At 28.4% G+C, this 22,937-nt stretch carries 17 protein-coding genes, 3 tRNA genes and 1 pseudogene; 11 read left to right on the top strand and 10 right to left on the bottom strand.

Annotated elements, in window-relative coordinates:
• Positions 1-14 precede the first annotated feature (14 nt).
• From T395_RS0100970 to T395_RS0100955, 4 genes are all read left to right on the top strand, one after another.
• Positions 15-1,553 (top strand): ABC transporter ATP-binding protein, encoded by a 1,539-nt coding sequence (locus T395_RS0100970; protein ID WP_029512644.1) that lies wholly within the window; start codon positions 15-17, stop codon positions 1,551-1,553.
• Positions 1,553-3,724, top strand: coding sequence for an ABC transporter permease subunit (locus tag T395_RS0100965; RefSeq protein ID WP_029512643.1), 2,172 nt, complete (start codon positions 1,553-1,555; stop codon positions 3,722-3,724). The genes T395_RS0100970 and T395_RS0100965 overlap by 1 nt, the downstream gene beginning before the upstream one ends.
• Entirely contained in the window at positions 3,718-4,656 is a 939-nt protein-coding gene (locus T395_RS0100960) for an ABC transporter permease (protein ID WP_029512642.1), read from the top strand. The genes T395_RS0100965 and T395_RS0100960 overlap by 7 nt, the downstream gene beginning before the upstream one ends.
• Before the next feature lie 85 nt (positions 4,657-4,741).
• Positions 4,742-4,817, top strand: a tRNA-Lys gene (locus T395_RS0100955).
• A gap of 57 nt (positions 4,818-4,874) precedes the next feature.
• On the opposite strand, the gene T395_RS0100950 is transcribed toward T395_RS0100955, so the two are convergent.
• From T395_RS0100950 to prfA, 4 genes are all read right to left on the bottom strand, one after another.
• A tRNA-Trp gene (locus tag T395_RS0100950) sits at positions 4,875-4,949 on the bottom strand.
• Positions 4,950-5,011: 62 nt separating this feature from the next.
• A complete protein-coding gene (locus T395_RS0100945) occupies positions 5,012-5,239 on the bottom strand; it encodes an acyl carrier protein (protein ID WP_029512641.1) in 228 nt (75 codons plus the stop codon).
• Between the two features lie 12 nt (positions 5,240-5,251).
• Positions 5,252-5,986, bottom strand: coding sequence for a peptide chain release factor N(5)-glutamine methyltransferase (gene prmC / locus T395_RS0100940; RefSeq protein WP_029512640.1), 735 nt, complete (start codon positions 5,984-5,986; stop codon positions 5,252-5,254).
• Complete coding sequence (prfA, locus tag T395_RS0100935; RefSeq protein WP_029512639.1) at positions 5,986-7,065, bottom strand: peptide chain release factor 1; 1,080 nt, start codon at positions 7,063-7,065, stop codon at positions 5,986-5,988. The genes prmC and prfA overlap by 1 nt, the downstream gene beginning before the upstream one ends.
• Before the next feature lie 99 nt (positions 7,066-7,164).
• Here prfA and T395_RS0100930 point away from each other — a divergent pair, with 99 nt between their 5' ends.
• Positions 7,165-7,953: a hypothetical protein gene (locus T395_RS0100930; RefSeq protein WP_029512638.1), complete on the top strand. Its 789-nt coding sequence runs from the start codon at positions 7,165-7,167 to the stop codon at positions 7,951-7,953.
• 117 nt (positions 7,954-8,070) lie between these two features.
• Here the strand turns inward: T395_RS0100930 and rplA are convergent, their stop codons facing one another.
• The 4 genes and pseudogenes from rplA to rpoE all read right to left on the bottom strand — a co-directional run bounded on the left by rplA (position 8,071) and on the right by rpoE (position 10,269).
• Entirely contained in the window at positions 8,071-8,766 is a 696-nt protein-coding gene (gene rplA, locus T395_RS0100925; protein ID WP_029512637.1) for a 50S ribosomal protein L1, read from the bottom strand.
• 11 nt (positions 8,767-8,777) lie between these two features.
• Positions 8,778-9,203, bottom strand: a pseudogene (gene rplK / locus T395_RS0100920) (50S ribosomal protein L11); the annotation flags it as partial.
• A gap of 149 nt (positions 9,204-9,352) precedes the next feature.
• Positions 9,353-9,937: a thermonuclease family protein gene (locus tag T395_RS03510; RefSeq protein WP_029512635.1), complete on the bottom strand. Its 585-nt coding sequence runs from the start codon at positions 9,935-9,937 to the stop codon at positions 9,353-9,355.
• 71 nt (positions 9,938-10,008) lie between these two features.
• The gene (gene rpoE, locus T395_RS0100910; RefSeq protein ID WP_029512634.1) at positions 10,009-10,269 is read right to left on the bottom strand and encodes a DNA-directed RNA polymerase subunit delta; all 261 of its coding nucleotides are present in this window, start codon (positions 10,267-10,269) and stop codon (positions 10,009-10,011) included.
• 94 nt (positions 10,270-10,363) lie between these two features.
• On the opposite strand from rpoE, the gene T395_RS0100905 reads away from it, so the two are divergent.
• The 5 genes from T395_RS0100905 to T395_RS0100885 are packed head-to-tail and all read left to right on the top strand — an operon-like array spanning position 10,364 to position 13,124.
• A complete protein-coding gene (locus T395_RS0100905; protein WP_029512633.1) occupies positions 10,364-10,903 on the top strand; it encodes a tRNA (cytidine(34)-2'-O)-methyltransferase in 540 nt (179 codons plus the stop codon).
• Positions 10,893-11,609 (top strand): TrmH family RNA methyltransferase, encoded by a 717-nt coding sequence (locus T395_RS0100900; protein ID WP_029512632.1) that lies wholly within the window; start codon positions 10,893-10,895, stop codon positions 11,607-11,609. The genes T395_RS0100905 and T395_RS0100900 overlap by 11 nt, the downstream gene beginning before the upstream one ends.
• 7 nt (positions 11,610-11,616) lie before the next feature.
• Positions 11,617-11,853 (top strand): MAG0865 family DivIVA-related protein, encoded by a 237-nt coding sequence (locus T395_RS0100895; protein WP_029512631.1) that lies wholly within the window; start codon positions 11,617-11,619, stop codon positions 11,851-11,853.
• 1 nt (position 11,854) lies between these two features.
• On the top strand, positions 11,855-12,703 hold the full coding sequence (gene ylqF / locus T395_RS0100890; RefSeq protein ID WP_029512630.1) for a ribosome biogenesis GTPase YlqF: 849 nt from the start codon (positions 11,855-11,857) through the stop codon (positions 12,701-12,703).
• Positions 12,696-13,124, top strand: a complete 429-nt coding sequence (locus tag T395_RS0100885; protein ID WP_029512629.1) for a G protein-coupled receptor family protein — start codon at positions 12,696-12,698, stop codon at positions 13,122-13,124. The genes ylqF and T395_RS0100885 overlap by 8 nt, the downstream gene beginning before the upstream one ends.
• Before the next feature lie 320 nt (positions 13,125-13,444).
• Here T395_RS0100885 and T395_RS0100880 read toward each other — a convergent pair whose 3' ends face one another.
• Together T395_RS0100880 and T395_RS0100875 are read right to left on the bottom strand one after the other, a co-directional pair.
• On the bottom strand, positions 13,445-14,434 hold the full coding sequence (locus T395_RS0100880) for an ABC transporter ATP-binding protein (RefSeq protein ID WP_084273304.1): 990 nt from the start codon (positions 14,432-14,434) through the stop codon (positions 13,445-13,447).
• A gap of 2 nt (positions 14,435-14,436) precedes the next feature.
• Positions 14,437-22,626 (bottom strand): ABC transporter permease, encoded by an 8,190-nt coding sequence (locus T395_RS0100875; protein ID WP_029512627.1) that lies wholly within the window; start codon positions 22,624-22,626, stop codon positions 14,437-14,439.
• Positions 22,627-22,824: 198 nt separating this feature from the next.
• Here T395_RS0100875 and T395_RS0100870 point away from each other — a divergent pair.
• A tRNA-Thr gene (locus tag T395_RS0100870) sits at positions 22,825-22,900 on the top strand.
• The last annotated feature ends 37 nt before the right edge of the window (positions 22,901-22,937 follow it).

Below are 22,937 nucleotides of genomic sequence, written 5' to 3'. Positions count from 1 at the left end.
AATTGTTATAAATTATGTCTCAAGTTCCAAACGCAATTGAATTTAGACATATAACTAAAGAATTCCCTGGTATTAAAGCTAACGATAATGTTAGCTTTAATGTTAAAAAAGGTACTATTCACGCCCTTATAGGAGAAAATGGGGCTGGAAAAAGTACTTTAATGAGTATTCTTTTTGGTTTATATGAACCGACATCAGGCGAGATTTTAATTAATGGAAACAAAGTTTTCTTTCAAAGTCCTAATGATGCTGCTAACTATGGAATTGGTATGGTACACCAGCACTTCAAATTAGTGAAGGTGTATTCTAATTTAGACAACGTTATTTTAGGTGATGAGTTTACTAAACATCACTTATTAGACAAAAAGACAGCTGAAATTAAAATTAAAGCGTTGCAGGACGCATATAACCTATTTTTTGATTTAAATCAAAAAAGTGGACAAGCAACTGTTTCAACCCAACAAAAGGTTGAAATTATGAAAATGCTTTATAGAGATAATGATATTTTAGTTTTTGATGAACCTACAGCGGTTTTAACCGATGAAGAAATACAAGGTTTGCTAAAATCATTTGAAATTTTTAAAGCAGCGGGTAAAACAATTATTTTTATCTCTCATAAATTAAATGAAATTGAACAGGTAGCAGACTATGCGACTGTTTTAAGACACGGAAAATCAATTGGAACTTACAATGTCAAAGAAACCCCTATGGATGAATTGGTCAAAGCTATGGTTGGTACTAACGTTGTATTATCTAAAAACGATACTCCTGCTCTTAGAGAAGAAGTGGTTTTTGAGTTGCAAAATATTACAACAAAAAAACTTACTAAAAACTTACACGATCTTTCACTAAAAGTTCACAAAGGTGAAATAGTGGCTATTGCTGGAGTTGAAGGTAATGGTCAAAGAGAAATTGAAAGAATATGTTCAGGATTAGTTTTACCTGCTACTGGTAAAATCTTGTTAAGAAACGCAAAGGGCGAACTAGAAGATATTACCCATAAAAGAGTAAAAGCGAGATCACAAATGAACATTTCACACATTCCAACCGACCGTCATGCTCATGGTCTAGTCTTGGATTATTCAATTAAAGAAAACGCAATTTTAAGAAGATTATGAGATCCTAAATTTGCTAAATTCACCTTTATTAAAGGTAATAAAGTTAACGAATCAACTAAAAAAATTATTGAAAAATATGATGTTCGTGGTAGCTTAAAAGGAAACGCATTATCACGTTCATTGTCAGGTGGTAACCAACAAAAATTTATAGTTGGGCGTGAAATTGAAACACCACATGATTTTATTATTATTATGCAACCAACACGTGGCCTTGATGTTGGTGCTATTAAAAATATTCACAACCAAATATTAAAGGAAAAGGCGAACGGCAAAGGTATATTACTTATATCTTACGAACTTGACGAAATTTTAGCCTTAGCGGATACTATAGCAGTTTTAACAGAAGGAAAAATTGCTACTATTAAAGATGCTAAATCAATTACTAGAAAAGAAATTGGTGATTATATGGCGAACAAGAAAGGAGTTAATAAATAATGTCAACTAAATTTTCTTCTTTCAAAGAACAATATCAAAAATTTAATAGACAATTAAGCGATTTTGTTAGATTAGATAGAACTAAATCTACTGCTAGAAAGATCATTTCGTCAATTTGAGCTTTAGTATTTGGTATAGCTATAGCCTTAGTTTTTATAGGCTTTAATGCAAAATCTAATCCATTTGTTCTATTTTCTAAATTAGGAAATGCTTTTAATGATCTTTATGAAAATAAACTTATAACATATTTTGTAATTTTTGGTTTCTCAGGATTGGCCTGTGCAATAGCATTTAAATCAGGATTATTCAACATTGGTATAAGTGGGCAAATGATGATAACTTCTACTATCATCTTCTCTCTTTACATGGGTCTAGGTTTACAAAAAATAACTATAGGCTACTTAATCCTTGGTTTTGTTTTAGCTATTTTAGCTTCAACATTAATTGGTGCTCTTTCAGGTATTTTGAAAGCATATTTAAATGTTCACGAAGTTATTTCTACAATTTTACTAAACTGAATCGTTGCTAAATTAAACACATTCTTATTTAAATACACTAACTCACCTTTTGGTGATGACAAAGCCAAAATCTTTATCGATGGTGAAACAGGTAGTGGTATTTCTTCTGGGGCCTTTAAAATAGTTAATAATGGTGGAACAAACATTTTTGATTCAACACAGCACATAATGGGCTACATTTTCTTAGTATTGTTTATTGTTGTGGCTATTGGTTTATTTGTTATGTACAAATGAACAACAACAGGTTATAAACTAAAAATGTTAGGTATCTCAAAAAGTAATGGAGAATACGTAGGTATTAATGAAAAAGCATCAACAGTTTATGTAATGATGCTATCTGGTGCTTTCGCTGGAATTGCTGGTTTCTTCTATTATGTATTTAATAATGAAATTAGAAATGTAGATGGTGCCGTACCAATCGCAATTGGTTTCGAAGCAATAGCCATTTCTTTATTAGCGCTCAATTCATCAATAGGTATTATTTTAACAAGTCTATTCTATGCGGTGCTTTATACAGCAAGACCAAGTTTACAAAGTTATCCTCTTTACATTAGAGAAGATGAATTGCAAATCATTACTTCGTTAATTCTTTACTTAGCCGCTTTAGCTCAAATTTTCTTACAATTTAAACCAATTAAATTTAGTGTTCAATCTTCAATAAAACTTTCTTCGAGGGTTTATTGAGCAATTCAATTAAATTATTGACTACAAAGAAGAAAAATTAATTTAATTAAACGTTATAGCAGAATCAAAAACCGGATTGAAAAAACTATAAAAGCAGAAAACAGTGAAGTTAAAATTAACAAATATAAAACTGCAAAAACTAAATATTTTAAAGCAATTGCTGTAATTGATGCAAAAATAGAATACGCTGAACAAAAATTATCTATTGTTAAAGAATTGCAAAAAATCAAAGCAAATATTTTCTTTGATAAATTAATTATTAATAGACAAATAAGACTTTTAAATCAAAAAAACATTTTATTCTTACCAAATCACCCATACAGTGTGGCTGAAATGGTTGAATTAAATCAAAAAATTCATGAACTTAAACAAGATAAAAACAACAAATCTCAAGTTGCAGAATTGAAGCAAAAATTGACAGAATTAAATAATTCAAATTTACCTAAATTTAAAGATGTATTTGCTGAAAAAATTGCTGAATTAAATAGCAAAAAACTTGAAAATAAAGATGTTTATAAATCTAAATTAGCAGAATACAAGACAACAGTTCAAACTATGAAACAAAATCTTAAGAATCAAATTATTTCGGCACAAAAAACTAGTCTTGAATTTGATTTAAATCAATTTAATAAAGATTCAAAATCATTTGCTGAAAAAATAAGAGAACTTAAGAAAGCTTACAAAGCACAACAAAACAAAGTTTTATCTGTTGATAAAAACTTACCAAGCAATGAAATTTTAAACATCTTTAATCAACACGCTGAACACAAAAAACACTTTAATAACCAAATGCTTTTATTTAAAGCAGACGCTATTAAACAAATCAAAATGCAGTATCGTTCTGATTTAACAGTGTTAAAACAAGAAACAAACAAGCAAATAGATGAAAATAATAAATTTATTGTAAAACACTATTTTAAAGAATTTTTAGGTAAAAAACACTTACTTAAAGGAGGAATAATATGGTAGCATTTGCCAACTCTTATAACTGAATATTATTATTCTTCTGTATTTTAAGTATTGCTGCTATTTCAGGTATGTTTACCGAAAGAGCAGGAATTGTTAATATTGCCGTAAATGGTATGATGATATTTGGAGCGTTGGGATATTTAATGTTTTCACATCACTTTCTTGGCGAAACTAACCCATGATTAGTTATCCCTGCAACATTGGCAGGAGTGTTGTTTGGTGCTGTTGCTTCCTTGATTTTTGGTTTTGCTGTTATTAAGTTAAAGAGTTCGCAAACAATTTCAGGTTTCGCCTTTAACTTATTAGCCGTAGGTATTGCATTAATTTTCTTAACAATCTTTGGTGATGCTAAGAAATTACAAAATACATTCCACAACTTAGAATTTGCTATTGCGGAAAAAAATCAAATTTGAAGTGTTCCAATAATTTCTTTCCCATTAGTATGCACTATTTTAGTAATTGTATTAAGCTACTTATTCTTATATAAAACTCCTTGAGGGTTAAGATTTAGAAGTATCGGTGAAAATCCACAAGCAGCTGACGTGGCAGGAATTAAAGTTAATAATATTAAATGACAATCTGTAATCATTTCAGGAGCATTATCAGGTTTAGCAGGAGCGTTCTTTGCTCAATCAACTACCACCGGAAAAATCAATTTCAACGGTGATGTAGCTGGATTTGGTTACTTGGCTTTATCAATAATGATTATGGGTCAATGAAACGTATTATTAATAGCTCTTTCTACATTGTTATTCTCAGTGTTACTTGGAATTTCATATTCTGTCGCTTTCTTTGGCGAAAATTTAGCTAAAATAAGTGACTTATTTGAAGTTGCTCCTTACTTCTTAACATTGTTGATAGTTATAGCAATGTCAAAACGTTCCAAAGCGCCAGCCGCCGCCGGAATACCTTATGACAAATCAACGCGTTAAAAATGCCTTAATTGGCATTTTTTCCTTGCCTTTTAAGCTAAAATGCCTGCCAATTATTTTAAAAAGTGTTAAAATATTAAAGCATGCATCCTTAGCTCAGCAGGCAGAGCAAGGGACTCTTAATCCCTGGGTCGTGGGTTCGATCCCCACAGGATGTACCAAATCAAAAAACGAAGGCTTAAACCTTCGTTTTTCTATTAAAATTCAGAATAAAAAAATGGCAGGAGTGACAGGATTCGAACCCATAACACACGGGGTTGAAGCCCGTTGTTCTACCGTTGAACTACACTCCTACAAGCTTGATAATTATAGCATAAATAGCCATAAAATAATAAAAAAGGCAGAAAAGCCTTTATTATATTTTTGCCATTTCATTCTCAGTTAAAGTAATGAAATCTTGAACTGTTTTTAATTTTCCTAAGTCTTCGTCTTTATATCTTATTTTGAATGACACTTCAGCTTCGTAAATCATTTCAGCTAGATCTAATGAATCGATATTTATTTCTGTCAATAACATTTCTGGTTTAATAGAATGTTTTGACATTCTTTCCAAATCTTTGATTATTTTGTCTTGAATATTCATATATTCATTATATTAGAAACCATTTTTTATGAAAACAAAACGTCATTTACCATTAATATCTTTTAGTATTTCACAATTGGGAATTTTTTGCCATTTATCATAATGATAAGGATTAATTTCTAAGATTAATAAACCATTTTTATTTAGATGCTTATGATACTGTTCTAAGATCATTCGATAAATTTTTCAACCGTTTTCACCTGTAAACAAGGCAATATGGGGTTCGTTATTTCTCACACTTATATCCACTGTTTCATCTTTTTTATCAAGATATGGCGGATTGGAAATAATAACATCATATTTCTTGTTTTTTAAGCCTTTAAATAAGTTAGAATGAACTATTTTAATATCTTTGTTTCTAATTAGTTTGTTGAAATTAATTTTGCTATTTTGTTTTGCTATTTTTAACGCTTTATAACTAATATCAGACATTGTTAATTTAATTTTAGGTAAGTGTTTTTTAAGAGCTAAGCCTATAAATCCCGAGCCTGTACATAAATCTAATATTTTATATTCTTTTTCTTTATCAAGCTGTTTTATAGTCAAATACACTAATTCTTCGGTCTCATATCTAGGTATTAAAACATTTTGATTCACTATGATTTTAGTATCTAAATATTCAACATAACCCATAATATGTTGGATTGGTTTATTCTGTTTTAAAGCCTCTTTTTCTTTGTAAGTTAAAAAAAGAGGCAAATTATATTTGCGTTTTTCAGCTAATAAAATTTGCTCTTTATTATTCATTAAAATAAACCTGCTTCTTTGATTTTTTGATTTTGTTCTTCTGTTAATAAAGCATCAACAATTGGCTGTAATTTGCCTTCGATTACTTGTTTTAAAGAAGTAGAAAAGCCAATTCTATGATCTGTTACTCTATCTTGTGGGTAATTATAAGTTCTAATTTTTTCACTTCTGTCACCTTGGCCAGCAAGTTTTCTATAACCAGCTTCTTCTTCTTGTTTTTTAGCCATTTCTAAGTCATAAAGTTTAGATTTAAGAACCATTAAGGCAGTTTCTCTATTGGCAATCTGGCTTCTTTCATCTTGTGAAGAAACTACAATTCCAGTTGGAATGTGAGTAATTCTAACCGCTGAATCCGTTGTGTTAACTGATTGACCACCTGCGCCACTTGACCTATATGTATCAATTTTGATGTCAGCTGGTTTAATATCAATATCAACAGAATCGTCTATTTCAGGCATAACCGTTACTGTTGCTGTTGATGTATGAATTCTTCCAGCGCTTTCTGTAACAGGTACACGTTGAACACGATGCACTCCACTTTCAAATTTAAGTTTAGAGTAGGCATTTTCGCCTCTAACTGAAAAAACAATTTGTGAAAATCCACCATTAGAAGCAACAGAAGACGATAAGGTTTTTACTTTAAAATCTAATTCATCAGCATATTTGGTATACATGCGGTAAAGATCTCCAGCAAAAATATTTGCTTCGTCTCCACCAGCAGCACCTCTAATTTCAATGATCACGTTTTTGTCATCATTTTCATCTTTTGGCAAAATTAAAATTTTAAGTTCGTCTTCTAAAACATCTATTTTAGAGTTGTTTTCGTCTAAAATACTTTTAGCGAACATAACTTCTTCTTCATTTTTTGAATTCAATAATAATTTAGCTTCTTCTATTTCTGAAAGAACATTTTCATATTCAACAAATTTGCTTACAATGTCTTTGATTTTGTTGATTTCTTTGTTAATTTTGGCATATTCCTTAATATTTGAAATAACAGCTTCATCTGATAATTTTTCATTCAATTGATTATAAGTATTCTTAATATCTGTTAATGATTTAAACATTGCTTTTTCCATAGTTTTGTTATTATATAACAAAAAGCGTTTAAATTTACCTAAGACATCTATTTCATTAAGAAATTGGTAAAATATAAACATTATTAATTAAGGAGACTTATGAACTATATTAAATATTTCGCTGAAAAAGCAAACAATTCTAGCGTGGAAGCTACAAGTGATTTTCAACATTTTAGCTATATGTCATACATTTTTGTATCTGTCATGTTTATTGCTTTTTTAATTTATGGTATTTACAAGTACCATATGAATTATTATTTAAAACTAATTAAAAAATATGAGAAGGTGAATACTTTAACTATAAACAAGCTAAAAAAGATTAATTTTGTCTTCTTTGCTATTTGTATTTCATTGCCAATAATTGCCATGATTGTACTAGGCTCGGTATATGCTGCTGGCCTATTGGAACAACTAAGTTGATTAGCTATTTTACTTATTGGTGTACTAAACTTAATAGAAATAGGTTTTTCAGTATACCAACTATGATCAACATTAATAACAATTAGATCATTTACAGTAGATAATAACATCGATTTTGATGAATTAAAATCTGTAAACATTATGAATTTAGATCCGGATAATATTTCAATAAAAGATGTGATGTTTGCCAATCAAGCAAGTTTTAAAACAGTCCCATTTAGCGTATTTTTTTACAAGAAATTTAAAAACATTGCTAAATTAGACAATAATAAAGTATTAACTAAAATTCTTACCAATGCTCATTTTTGAGGAGCTAATTTAGAAATTGAACAATCTACTGATACTCCAGTGCAAAAATATCCATTATTTATTCTAGGCATGAGTTTTCAATTATTAGTCAAACTAAATAGATTTAAATCATATGAAGAATGTCTTGAATCTTTTCAAGCAAAATTTCCAAACAAATAATATTTATCGTGTTTAGCACGATTTTTATTTTGCCAGAATTTATTATTATGGCTATTTTATAGCACTTTTAGGTATTTTTAAATGAAAAAGCACTCTTATACAAGAATGCTTTTTGAATTATTTTTCTAATTTTACTTTAACACCAGGAGCCATTGTTGCTGTAACAACAACGTTTTGTACATATGTACCTTTAACAGCTGCTGGTTTAAGTTTTTTGATTAAATTAATTACTGTATTTGCATTTTCAACTAATTTATCAGTGTCCATACTTACTTTACCAATCATGGTGTGTACGATACCTGCTTTGTCAGTTCTATAGTTTGCTTTACCTTTTTTAAGTTCTTCAACAGCTTTTTCAGGTGTTGGAGTAACTGTACCGGTTTTAGGGTTTGGCATAAGACCTTTAGGTCCTAATTTTTTACCATATTTACCTAATAAAGGCATCATAGCTGGGTCAGCAACCATAACATCAAAATCAAAGTTATCTTCTTTAATTTTGCCTTCTAATTCTAAACCGTCAACAACTTGGTCAGCACCAGCTGCCTTAGCTAATTTTTGTTTTTCTGGGTTGTTTGTAACTACTAAAACTCTAATTGATTTACCTGTACCATTAGGTAATAATACTGATCCACGTAATTGTTGATCTGCTTTACGAACATCAAGGTTTAATTTAAGAACAAGTTCAACTGAACCATCAAATTTTGTATATGAAGTTCTTTTAACTAATTCTAAAGCTTCGTTTAAATCATAAGCAATTGTTTTGTCAAATGATTCTCTAGCAGCTCTAATTTTCTTTCCGCCTTTGAAAGCCATTATTTATCTCCTTCTAAGCCTTCAACTGTAATACCCATTTGTTTTGCAGTTCCAGCAATAGTTCTCATAGCAGCTTCAATATTGTCAGTGTTTAAATCAGGTAATTTGTATTCAGCAATTTCTCTTAATTGATCAAGTGAAATTGAAGCAATTTTTGTAGTTTTAGCGTTTGAACTACCTTTAGCAGCTTTGACAGCTTGCTTTAATTTGTAACTTGCAGGTGCTGTAAATAATTTGAATTCGAATGATTTGTCTTTGTAAACAGTAATTTGTACAGGAACAGGTTCATTTCCTCTTTCCCTTGTTGCGTCGTTAAATGCTCTTGTAAAGTCTGGCATGTTAATACCAACACCGGCTAAAGCAGGTCCTGGTTTAGCTTGTCCAGCTAAAAATTGCAATTTACGAACACGAACGATATCAGCTTTTGATTTTGCCATATTCGTTATCCTTTCGATATTGTGGTACTAGCGATACTTTTGAATTTTCTCTCCCACTAGCAAGAGGCAATATTAAATTGCACTTGGTATTATATATTAAATTTAAATATTAAGTTTTAAAATTTAGTCTTAATATTTTCAAGTCAAATTTAATCCATTCAAATACTTAAATTATTTACTTTATCAGCCTCATATATTTCTTGAATATGTTGATAATCAGACCACAAACCTAGCTTATTCTTGAAAGCATAACCCTCGATTTTTTTAAGTTTATAATACAAATCTTTTAAATTTTCATTAGCCACATAAAACATATCATTTGCTTTATTTAACTCGACATATGAAACTATAGCATAGCCATTTTTAACTAATTCATAGGCTAATTCGTTATTGTCATTATCACAAACGCAACAAACTTTTCTTTGATAAACATCATCAGTAAAATAAGTTATTTTAAAAGCTTTTTCTTCTAATCACTTAGCAGTAAATTGTTTTGCTAAATTTGCTCATTTTTGTGCATAAAAATTCTGCCGATTCATTTCAGGGCAGTCCACCCCGAATAAGCGAATGCTATAAATTTGACTAGCTAATTTAACTTTAAAAGTGTCGCCATCATAAACACTATGTGCTTTTACATTAGCAATGTTTTCTAAAGGAATAAACTCTCTGGCTGAACAGCTTGTTAAAAATCAAGAAAACATAGTTATTAAACTGATTAATCATTTGTTCTTCATAGCTCATTTAATAACTTAATTTACAAAAAATAAAAAAGCGTACTTTTTATGAAAAAATACGCTAATTGTTCTTATTTAAAGCCAATTCTGGTTGATCAATTACCTTGTTCGTTTCTTACAAAACGCGAATCTACTGTTAATAAACGATATAATTCACCAATTTTGTTAAGTCTAATTTGTTCATATGAAAGGCTTTTTTCTTCTGCTTCAAGTTCTCATTTTGCTTTTAATTCACTTTCAACTGATCCAAAAAATTCGTCAAATGTAATAAATACATGACCATTGCAATGAACTTTAGCATAATCTAAAATAATATCTAACATTGTTTTCATATCCACTCCTATACAATGAATGTAATTAAAGTATAATTATTTAAATAATTTTACTATTATATTAGAATATTGAAAAATACAAATAAGGGGAAGTATGCTAAATATTGTTTTATTCGAACCAGAAATTTCACCAAACACAGGTAATATTATTAGAACTTGTTATGCCTTAGGTGCTAAATTACACATTATTAAACCGATTGCTTTTGATTTAGATCCAAAACATTTATCTCGTCCTGCAGCGGGTAGATTATTAAGCGATATTAGACATGAAGTTCATGCTTCTTATGCTGATTTTCATAAACTATATGGCGATAAACACATATATTATTTAACAAGATATGGCGAAATAACTTATTCAGACATTGACTACAAGCAACATTATGAACAAAATGGTGAAATTTGAGTAATGTTTGGTAAAGAATCAACTGGAATTGACAAAGAAATCTTATTCAAACATTTAGATAGATGCTTAAGAATCCCTATGGTTTCAAGCATGAGATCAATTAATTTAGCAAATACAGTGGCAATTGTTGGCTATGAAATTATGAAACAATTAGATTTCAAGGATTTAAGCAAATATGAAGTTCAAAAAGGCAAAGACTTCTTGAAGGAATTAAAGGAACATGCGCAATAACCTCATTTCTAGTGTGCAAAATGACAAAGTTAAAAAACTTAAAGCCATTAAAAGAGACAATAAATCAGAATTCTTTTTAGTTGAAAATTACCATTTGGTCGAAGAAGCACTTAAACAGAATTTAGTAATTGAAATTTATGAATTAGATAGCAAAAACACTTATTCTCAAGCTACTAAAATTACTGACAATGTTTTAAAGTCTTTAACAACTTTGCAAAATCCCGAAGGTGTTATTGCACTTTGCCATAAGCCTCAAAAAGTCGAAATAGGCAATAAAATAGTCTTTTTGGACAACGTACAAGATCCTGGTAATGTTGGCACAATTATCAGGAATATGCGTGCTTTTGGTTTTGATACTTTATTTACTAATGTTAATGTTTATAATGACAAAATCATTAGATCAACCCAAGGAGCGCTTTTTGATCTTAATATTATTAAAATTCAAGATAGTTATGCGCCCTTAAAAGAACTTAAGCAAAAAGGTTATTGTTTATTAGCAACATCATTAGATAAAGATAGTATTAATTTTAGCCAATATAACTATAAAAAAGATAAATTGGTAATTATTTTAGGTAATGAAGGTCAAGGTATAAACAAACAATTATATGAACTTTGTGATGCTAAAATTTATATTCCAATTGATTTTGAAAGTTTAAATGTAGCTGTTGCTAGCGGCATTATTTTAAATAAAATTTATAATGGGTAGGTCATTTATGAAAGACAAGTTTCACAAGCTAATTACAACAAATAATTTTAGTCGCGAATTTAATGGTTATTCTGCTCATGATGTTGATATTTTACTCAATGAACTAGCAAAACTATATGACGAATTAGCCAATGAATTTAGTAGTTATAAAAAAAGCACCAAAGAAATTCAAATTCAATATAACAACAAAATTAATGAACTTGAAAAAACAGTTTTAGAACTCAAAATTAAAATAGGAGAATAAAATGGCTGAAGAACAAACTTTAATTAATTGATATCCTGGTCATATGGCTAAGGCAACTAGAGAAATCAAAGAAAATGTTTCAATAGCTGACTTATTCATTATTGTTCTTGATGCTAGATGCCCAATTAGTTCATACAATGAAGATTTTGATAGTATTGCACCACAAAAACCTAGATTATTTGTGATTACTAAAGTTGATTTAATGGATAAGAGCAAAAAAGAACTTATTCAAAAAAGATTTGCGGGTTCTAAAGTGCTTTGATTAGACTTAAAACAACACAAAGCAAGGTTGCAAATTATTAAAGCTGTCAAAGACTTAATGAAAAATAAGATTGCTAGAGAAAGAGAAAAAGGCTTTTTATTAACCAAAATAAGAGTATTTGTCATGGGTGTGCCAAATGCTGGCAAAAGCACCTTAATCAATTTAGTTTCACAAAAGAAAAGCTTAAAAGTGGCTAATCAGCCCGGTGTAACAAGGGTTAAAAAATGAGTAGCTGTCGATGATATTTATTTTATGGACACCCCTGGAATTTTGCTTCCTAAATTAACAGATCAAGAAGCGGCCGTTAAATTGGCAATGATAGGCTCGATTGAAACAAGCATTTTTCCACTTAGATTTTTAGCTGATAATTACTTAAAAATCATTTGTCAATATTATTTAGACAAATTAAATAGTCATTTTAATGTTGCCGTTACTGATAGAGAAATTGACGAGGCTAAAGCTTACAATATTTTTGCTGAAATAGCTATAAAAAAGGGTTATCGGATAAATAATAAACCCGACTTTACAAGAATTTATAAAGAATTTATTACCTGAGTTAGAGATTTAAAAGGAGTTACATATGATTAAAAATAAATATTCATTAAACGAAAAAGTTGAAGCTTGAAACAAAGTTTATCATTCTAACTTAAGTTTTTTTAAATCAAGATTATTTACATTATTCAGAATAGGTTTTGTAAGCTTATTTTTTGGTTTGATAATAACCATAGTAGGCATTGTAGCTTTAGTTAGAAGATCAAGTGTGCAAAATGATAATAACTTAGTATTAGTTATAGTTTTTTTAGCTATATTCTCATTAGTTACAATTTTAAGTATTTATTATCTTATTGGAATAATATTTAATATGTTAGCCTTAAGAGCTATTGAAAAAGAACAAAACGAAGCTAATATTAAAAAGAAAATTAAAGTTTGAGCAATAATGTTTTTTGTTAGATATCCTATTAAATACTTGGAATTATTAGAAGAGCCAAGTAGTGAAGATTTAAAATAATTTATTAAAAATGGACAAGGAAACTTGTTCATTTTTTTGCAATTTGTTTAATATTAAGAGTCCAAAAAGACAAATTTATTAATTGTGAACAAAGCGAGTTTTTTTTCATATTTTTTCCTTTTTTTAATTTTTTCCTAAATATTAGCTTAGTTGAAATGAAAGGAGGAAAAGACGAACAACGATTATTGGAATCGGAGTTATATGTTTAAAATTTTTTAGATTGTTTAATATATTGCATTATTAAAGAAGCCGACTTGCTCTTAAAGGACTTAGCGGCCTAATTAACCAAAATGCAAATAAAAAAGCCGAAAACGGCTTTCTTATTCTTTATAAAAGTTATCCGGATGTAATGGTTTTTCATTTGTCTCGATTTTTTGAATTTTACCTTCGGCAATTGTAATAATTTTATTTGCCATTGGCTTAATTTTAGGGTCGTGACTAACCATTATAACTGTTGTGTTATTAGTTTGATTAATATCAAATAATGTTTTAAGAACGATTTGAGAAGTTCCAGTATCTAAAGCACCTGTTGGTTCGTCGGCAAACACTATTGGAGCGTTTTTTGCTAAAGCACGAATAATTGAAACACGTTGTTGTTGACCACCAGATAATTGTGCTGGGAACTTATTCATTTCTTCAGTTAATTCAAAGTTTTTGAATAATTCTACTATATTAACTCGGCGATTTAGGTCTTTTTGTAAATATGCTCCTGTTTCAGCATTATCATAGGCACTTAAATTATCAAGAAGATTATAGCTTTGGAAAATGAAGCTTACAAATCTTCTTCTAAACATAGTTAATTTACTATTTGATAAATAAGGCAAATTATAATCACAAACAATTATGTCACCTGAACTTGGCCTATCTAGACCAGAAATTAAATTTAAAAGCGTTGATTTTCCGCCTCCGGAAACACCAAAAATTAAAATAATTTCACCTGTTTTAATTTCTACAGAAACATTATCTAAAACTTTGCTTACTTCATTGCCGTTAACATAATATTTTGAAACATTTTTAACTTCAATAATATTATTTTCAGCATTGGAGAATTTAGCATTTTTAGGTTTAGGGCGTTTTTTGTTTCCGATTTTATTTAAAAGCTTACTTATTTTTTTAGGAACAATGACATTTTTTCTAATTTCAGGGAACTTAGACAAAAATTGAACTACATTTTTTCTAGTTATTTTTTCTTTTTTAAATTCTTTAGGTAGTTCTCATTCTTTAGTATGCGATTCAACTATTTGTTCTTGTTTAAAAACAGAAACTTTATTCTTTTTGTTTTTTGTATTGTTATTTGTTTGTTTTTTCATAATTAACCTTTCAATAATTGAACTGCTTTCATTTTACTAATTGAGAATCATGTAATTAAAGTTGTTGAGAAGAATACTAATAGCACAACAAGTGAAATACCTAAAACATGTGTTCATTTGAGCGAAAGCATTAAGACAATCGAACCAACTGATAACATAAAGGTATTAAATGCATAAATTAAGAATAACACCATTGGTATTGAAATAGCAATAGCAAGCGCAATAAATGGAATAAAGATAGAGAAGAACATTCTAAGTCTTTCTTTTTCTGTGTAACCTAGTATAGATCACACAGCAATGTTTCTTCTGTTTTCAGCAATCATAATTGTAGAAATAATTATTAATATTGTTAATGATATCAATAACGTAATAGCAATTATACCTATTGTTATGTTGTTTACTGTTTCACCAATTTGAACAGTGAAGCCAACTTCAATATCTTTCGAATCAATTGATGTAACTACTAATGAGTAAAGAGTGTTATTGTGAATTTTGGCAAAATTATTAATTATGTCTCCAGCAGTACTTTTACCATTTTCATAGACTGCTTCAATTGTGTCGTTAGGATTTTTAATTCCGTTGCTAATGAAATCACTTAATATTTCAAGAGCTTTTTCACTTGATATTCCAGCATTAATTAAATTATTTATAAATAAACCATTGAATTTACCATTTTCATCTTTTTTATAGTCAAATAATTGTTGATAAATATTTTCTCTTTCAGCTTCTGTTCCGCCTTCAAATGAGGTAATAATTGGTCAATAATTACTTGTTGAGTATAAAGCTGTTGATGATAAAAGTTGGCTTGGTATTTCATTGTTAGTTAATATACCATTGAATGGTACATAACCATTATTTTTAAGCTCAGTAGGAACAATGTTATTGATACCAATCATTTCATTAACTATTTCTTGAGTTGTTAATAATTCTTGATTAATATAAGTTGAGTTTATTCCAATAACTTTAAATTTATATTCTTGTGCGCTTTGTTCGCCAGTTATTTTATCAATATATCTATTTACATGATTTTGAGGGGTAAATGTCACTAAATCATTAACTTTAAGTTTATATTTATTTGCTGCAACATGGTTTATAACTAATGGATAAACAGGATCGATAGGATCAATTTCAAATTTAGACATAGCTTCCACTAAGTCAATGTTATTTAAATCTTTTAACTTAATAAATTTACTATCAGATTTGAACCCGTAAAGGTTTCCTTTTTCAGTTTTAGCATATGAATAAGTTTCATCAGTTGAATCATCAAATAAAACACCACTAAAACTAATGTAGTAATCGTTTACTGTTTTTTCAAAGAATTTACTTTTTTGAACTTGAACTTTTTCGCCACGAGTTGACAATAAACTTCTTTCCATATATTTGGCATAATCTTCATCAGTGATGCCGTGAAGTTTTTCATTTTCAACCATATTAAAGATTTGTCTATAACCTTCAACTAAGAATTGACGATATTTATCTCTATCTTCTGTTGTTATGTTTACAATATTATAGTTTTCACCGTCATATTTAGCATATCTAAAATGACCTTGTGATTCTAATGCGCCTTGTTTATAGACAAAGTAGTCGAGTTTATCATTAGGATTATCAATATTTTCAAGTAAATATTCATGAGTCGATGGATAGTAAACAAATTTATAAGTCTTACCGTCTACTACTTGATTATTTTGTGTTCATTGTAGTTCGAAACCAACTGCATTTCTAATAGTGTTTATTCTACCTTTTTGAGTGTCAGGCATTGAATTATAAGATACCTCTCATGGATTAATAGAAATAGCGCTATTAATATTAATATCCAATGAGAATTGAGAGGTTACATGTGGATCTAACACACTTGGATTTCCATTTGCATTATTAAAGTTAATAATTGATGAATAACCTGGTTTTAAATAATCTTGTTTGGTTGCAAGAGTTTCATTAAGTGTACCTATAGGAGTATAAATAAGATTTTCTAAATGAGATGCATTATAAGTTTTGAATACTCCAGCTTCAGTAGTTGGTGTCTCTAAATCCATTTTAAATTTATAATTTCTATTTTCATATGTTGCATTAATCGTATCATTGAACACGCCTCTGTTGGCTAAACCGAATAGCGATGCAGATGTAACCAGAACAATAGAAACCATAAATGAAATTAATTTTCAAATACCAATATATGACAAAATATATGAGAATCTAGTTTTTACACCAAATTTTCTAATCATTTTATTGTAGACTGTAAAGAATTTACTTTTTGGTAGTGATGAACTATCATTTATTAAGTTCAATGGCTTAATTCTAAGAGTGATAATTGTTACTAAATAAATAATAATAGACATTATTAATCAAGGCGTGGTTACTGTAAAGAAGGCAACTATAGGATTAAACATCAATGTGTTTTTAGGTAGCGTTCAATACGCAGAGAATGTATCTAAAACAACAAATTGAAGCTTGTTACCAACAACATAACCTAGTATGCCACCGATAATTGCAGTTACTATTGCAAAAACAGTTAATGAAGCTGCGATTTGTGTTGGTGAATAACCTTGAGCAATCAAAATACCAAGAGCTTTATTTTTAGATGCAATATATCTTTTAATAATGAAAATAATAGAAACAATAACTAAGAAGCTAAATAATAGAACAAGAGCTGAAGTAGTTAAACTTATACCTTCAATTACTTTAGTAATAGCCGTAATTCTAATTGATCTTTCAGGGTTAATTGTGTCAATTTCATCTGTTAAAAACACTCTTTCTAAATTGTTATTATTAGGAATAGCATTTTCGACGATTTCTTTAATTTCATTTTTAAATGTATTAATGTTTTTAATGTTGCTTGGCTTTTTAAGTAATAATGCTTCTTTAACAACATTGGTTGCATAAGCATTTTTAACTCTTTGGAAACCTTGTTCGTTTACATATACCAATGCTTGGTTTGTAGTATTAACTTGAAGATTGTTTTCATCAAGTACAGGATACATATAATCAACTGTAGTTTCAACACCAATAATTACAAATTTAATACCATTAATATTTATTGTGTATTTGTCATCTAATGAATTAATGAACTTGGCAACAGTGGCCGGATTATTTGGAATCTCACCGCTAAATATTGATTTATTATTGTTTGCTAAGTAAGCAAAATTTACTTTAGCCAAGTATGAACGAGGGTTATCGAAAACAACTCCATTAATTACAGATTCTTCTAGAATTGAAGTTATAGCATCATATTGTAATTTAAGCAAGTTAATATCAAAAACTGATGGAACATTTAAACTATTTAAATAATTAAAATAATTTGCATCAATTACAAGGTTTCTTGTTTCACTTCAGTTAATTGGCTTGCTTACTGAAGGTATGCTTTGGAAACTGTCTAATAATTGTTTAAATAATATGTTTTGGCTTGAATTACGAGTACCTAATTGTTCTAAATTAGCCAATTTATCCATAACCAAGTATGCTAAATTACCATTTATTAAATCAGCTTGATTATTATTAGGTCTTTGTACTGCTAAATAAGCAATAGCTATTTCAGGGAATGATAATCTTAGCACAGGGTTAAGAAGTGAACTTGAAATGCCAACGAATTCTAATGGTAAGAAACGATTAATTGAGTTAGCAATTAAAACAGAATCTTCTCTTATTGCAAAAAATTCAGAAGATGATAAATAATTTTCATAAAAACTGTTAATAGCAACATAATAAGAAGCTGTTGCAGGGTTTTCAGAACTAATGGCACTATATTTAGCACTTTGACCAATATAACCGAGTTGTACAATTAACTGAATTTTATTATTCTCAACATATTTTTTAAATTTAGGGTTGTTTTCAACAAATTGAGCAATTAATGGATTTATAAAATTGCCATTTTCATCTTGATTAAATAAAGTAACATCATTAGGATTTGATAAAAATTTATTTAAATAAAATTCTGTTGATGTATTAAATGGAATATTAGCATTTACGTCTGCTTCTTGACTTAATTTTAACATTTCAGCACTGATAGATAAGTCCAAGAAATCTCTTACAAATTTATTTGTTTCAGTTTGATTAGCGTCAAGAACTTGATACATACTTAAATAAGGAGTGTAAATAGAGAATGCTTGATCACCAATAATGAATGGATCAGAAACAGTGAAAGGAATCAATTGATTAATTAATGTCTTAAGTGTTAATTTAAATGCCGAACCACCATAAAACATTCTTAAGTCATTAATTAAGTCTGCACCAGTTTTTTTGCTTTGATCTTCAACTTTATTAAAACCACCAATTGTTTGCATAATAAATTTATTTAAATTAGTAGTTTTGGTTATTAGAAGATTTTTATCAATTGTTTTTTCTTTTGTAATGAAATTATTAATAAAGCTATACTCTTCATTATTGAATAAATCTATCGAAACTATAGAGTCATTAATGTTTTTAGCTTTTGTCAAAATATTTTCAGTTATTAAAGCCAATTTATAGTTTTGATAACCATAAGTTGGTGTGTTAACACCATTGGTTTCTTCGGCGCTATTTGCACTAGTAGTTGTTATTCCACCACCGCTTATTGCATTGACAATGTCAAATAATGATAATTTTTCATCATCATTTGCCGGAATTCAAATGGTTTGGTTGTCGTAAGTTATTTCAGTAGTTTTATCTGAAAGGTTGAATAATTTAATAATGTTGTTTTTAAAACTTTTACTTGAACCTGAAACATTGAACATTGATTCAACTAGTAAAACGATAAGAGCATTTTTATTAAATGTTGGTAAAACGAAATGTTGTGTATTTTCTACAAGTCCATTTTCAGATTCAACAGTATATTTATAATCTGTTTTGTTTCTTTCAATCACTGATGAGAAATTGCCATTGAAATAATTGAAATCAAAACTAGTAATAAGAGAAGATAAAGCTTCTTTTACATTTGTAAATTGACCATCTTTATCTCTATCGATCTTAGGCAATAGTTTTTGAACAATATTGTAAACTTGTGAATTATTACCTAATATTTTATTTAGTAGTGATCCACTTTCTATTGATAGCAATTTATTTAAATTGAGATTATTTATTAAATAAACTAATGAATTTTGAAGTGATTTTCCATCAATGCTATTTACTAAATATTCAATTAAAACACTAGTTGTAATTTTTTCTTTATAAACTTCTGTTGAATTTTCATTATTTATGAATCATTCATTTAATAAATTAGCGAATTTTTTAGTATCGATTGAGTCAATTACTTTTAGTAAAAATTCTGTTATAACAGCAGGTTCTTTAAATATATTTACTATAGCAGGAGCGAGCGTCGTATCGTATTCATTTTTGCCATCTAATTTGGCAAAAGTTAATAATAAGTTATTAATTTGTTTGATTAAATAATCTTTTTGTCCCTCTAAAGTAGGATGTTCTAAAATTGTGTCTCTTACTTTAGTAATTAAATTTTTAAGAATACTTTCAAGCAAGTTTCCATAGCTATCATTAACCATTAAATTCAATAATTTAGCAACAAATTTAAATATAACTCCATTGTCTGTTTTTCCGGTTGTAACTAATGAAGTAATATTGCTTTCTATTGCTGCTTTTTCTACTAAAGGAGTTAAACGATAAATTGATTCGCTTGTTAAATAACCTTTTTTAACAAAATCAAAACTAAGTAAAATTTTTTCAACTTCTTGAACTAAAGGGGCAATTGATGCGTTTTGAGCTACAAATTTATTTATATCTGATCTAATTGATCAATAATAAAATGGTATATACGATGTAAAGTTATTTCTTTTTACTCACCCGTCACCACTAGTTTTAATAAATTTGGTGGCCACAGTTACATTGTTTTTCAATAATCAGGCAAAGAAATCTGACTGTCTCATTGGTGCAATATTATTTTTATCGAGATATATTGTTTGATATGTTACTTCGCCATTGTCTTGTATCATTTTTCTAACTAATCTAAAAGTGTTTGCTATTCCATAAACCCCAATGTTAAATTCTTCATAATTTGGTAATTGTGTTTCATTTTCTATTGAGCTTTGATCTTCAACATACTTATTTAATCATATTATCTTAGTGTTTGGACGATCAAAGTAAGTTTTAGTTATGTTGTTATAATCCCTAACATTTTCATAAGAAATAACAGGAGATATATATTTTGGACTTGGGTAAGTATTATATAGAGAACGCACTAATATTCCAGGAGCAACAAAAGGAGGAATTTGGTAATCTGTATAGAATAGTGCCGCATGTGGATAAGTATTTAATAATGTTGGATCAAAATTCTCATTGTATAATCTACCAACATTTTGTTTTACACCGCCCACTACATATTCTTCATTTCCTGTGTTAATAAAGTGAAAGGCGTTTTTTACACCATTATCATTAACGGCATCAACAGTAAAACTTTGTCTTAGCCCCATGTTGTTTTCACCAATTTTTTCTTTGATATTGTTGATTATGGTATTTTTTGTTAAATTAAGGGCATTATTTTTAATAATGTCAAATCTTTTGTTTTTAATTTCTTGATCACTTATTGAATTGTAAAAATCTTCAGAATTATTTAGTAAGTCTTGAGATAAACGAGGATTAGTGGTTTTTTCAATTTCTTTAATTGATAAAGCATTGTTTTCGTCAATAGCATAAAAAGAACCATCTCTTTCAACTGGAAGAGAACGAGTGTCAGAAGTGAATAATTTAATATATTCACTTTCCATGAAATTATAATTAGGATTTAATTGTACTTCTTGTGCTTTTACTAAAACCGGATTCACTTTATTTATTACTCATTCGCCATTTGAAGCTGTATATGTATACACTTTTTCCACCATTTTCTTCTTTCAGTAAGAAAATGTTTCTAATCGATCCCATAATTCATTTCTTTCTGAACCGTCTTGTGGATCAATTGGACCTAAAGAATTAATAAAAGTTTTATATGAACCAGTTCATCTGCCTTTTGCAAAATTTTTTTCTAAATTGTCACTTGGTTTTCCAGTTAAAGGAGCAATTCTTTTATCAACATAAGAAATGTAGTAATTAAATCTTAAAAAACTTATTTCTTTTTGTTGATTAGCAATTCATGATTGTGGTATTAAATAATTTTCAGTTCTGAAAGTGTAAAAAATGTTTTTATCAACAGTTTGAGCTTCATTAAAAAAGAATGAAGCTAAAAATGAACTATTTAAATCAAGATTTTCATGTAAAGTTTGTGTTTCGTCAAAATTTATAAAAGTTGATAAATCTTTGTTAGTGTCATTTTGAACAAAAATATAATCAGAGCTATCACTTTTTACAAATCCTAAAGAATTAGCTATTTGTTCAGGTTCAATTTTGATTCCAACCTTTTCATTTATTCAGCCTATACCTTTAGCAAAATCTAAGGTCGCTTGTTTGCTTTCAACATTAATGAAAATAGGACTAATTCTAGAAATTAATTTTTGCTCTCCATCAAAAGATAAATGTAATAAATTACCCAACTTGTAATTAGCATCAAAAATAACATTAGAATCGGTGGTTAATTCTAAATTTTCAACTTTGTTAACGTATTTTCCGTTTTCATATTTATAAACAGGAATTTTGTAGCTTTCATTATTAAATGTAAAATATGGGTTATTTATGTTTTCTAAATTTCAAACAACATTGGTATTGTCATTTTGTGAAAAACGATAAAGACTAATTAAATCTTCTTTTTTGAAAAATGAATTATTGTCGTTTAAAGAACTATTTAATTCAGCATTTTTAATTAAATTAGTTGAAATAAAATCAGTTGTAATCCCTTCAGGATAAAGTATGTTTGTACCTAAAGGATTATTTTCATATTCTTTAATTGAACCATCTATTGTTTTGTATAAAGAAACATTTAAAAAATTCTTTCAATCATCAAATTCAGAAGTTTTGAAAGATTTATTGTAATTAATTTTGTATTCTATTGGTGCGTATTTTCTTTCTTCAATTGGCTTTTCTGATAATTCATAATTAGATTCACCGTTGATGTAATAACCTTGATTATAGGCAGAACCAGTTGTTGGTAAATTCATATCAACTGTTAAATCATGCAATTTTGAAACATTTTTATAATTATCAAAACTTCTTACCATTGAACTTTTAACACTAGTTAGAAGTGTAAAAACTGTTGCGGTTAAAAATATTAAAATGCTTAAACCAATTACCATTACCTTGTTTTTTGATAAAGATTTAAAAACTTCTTTAAATAATCTTCACATAATACCCTCTTATAAATTTAGAAATATATTTATATATTAATATCAATATGCCTTAAATTTTATACTAAAAGTGTTAAAAAATAAGCGATACAAGCAAACTGGGCTTTATAACGCTTCTTTATATAATTTTTTTTAATTTTTGATCAAGCGCATTTTTTAGTCAAAAATTTTATTTTTGATATAATGAAAATTACAAACGCCGTCATAGCTCAGCAGGTAGAGCACATCCATGGTAAGGATGGGGTCGCAGGTTCAAGTCCTGTTGTCGGCACCATTTGTTTTAAACACCAGCAAAAGCATGTTATGCTTTT

It is taken from the genome of Mycoplasmopsis iners ATCC 19705, assembly GCF_000701805.1.
Classification (GTDB): domain Bacteria; phylum Bacillota_I; class Bacilli_A; order Mycoplasmatales; family Metamycoplasmataceae; genus Mycoplasmopsis; species Mycoplasmopsis iners.
Note: the sequence above shows the minus strand (reverse complement) of the source record. Positions and strands in the feature narration are given on the sequence as shown.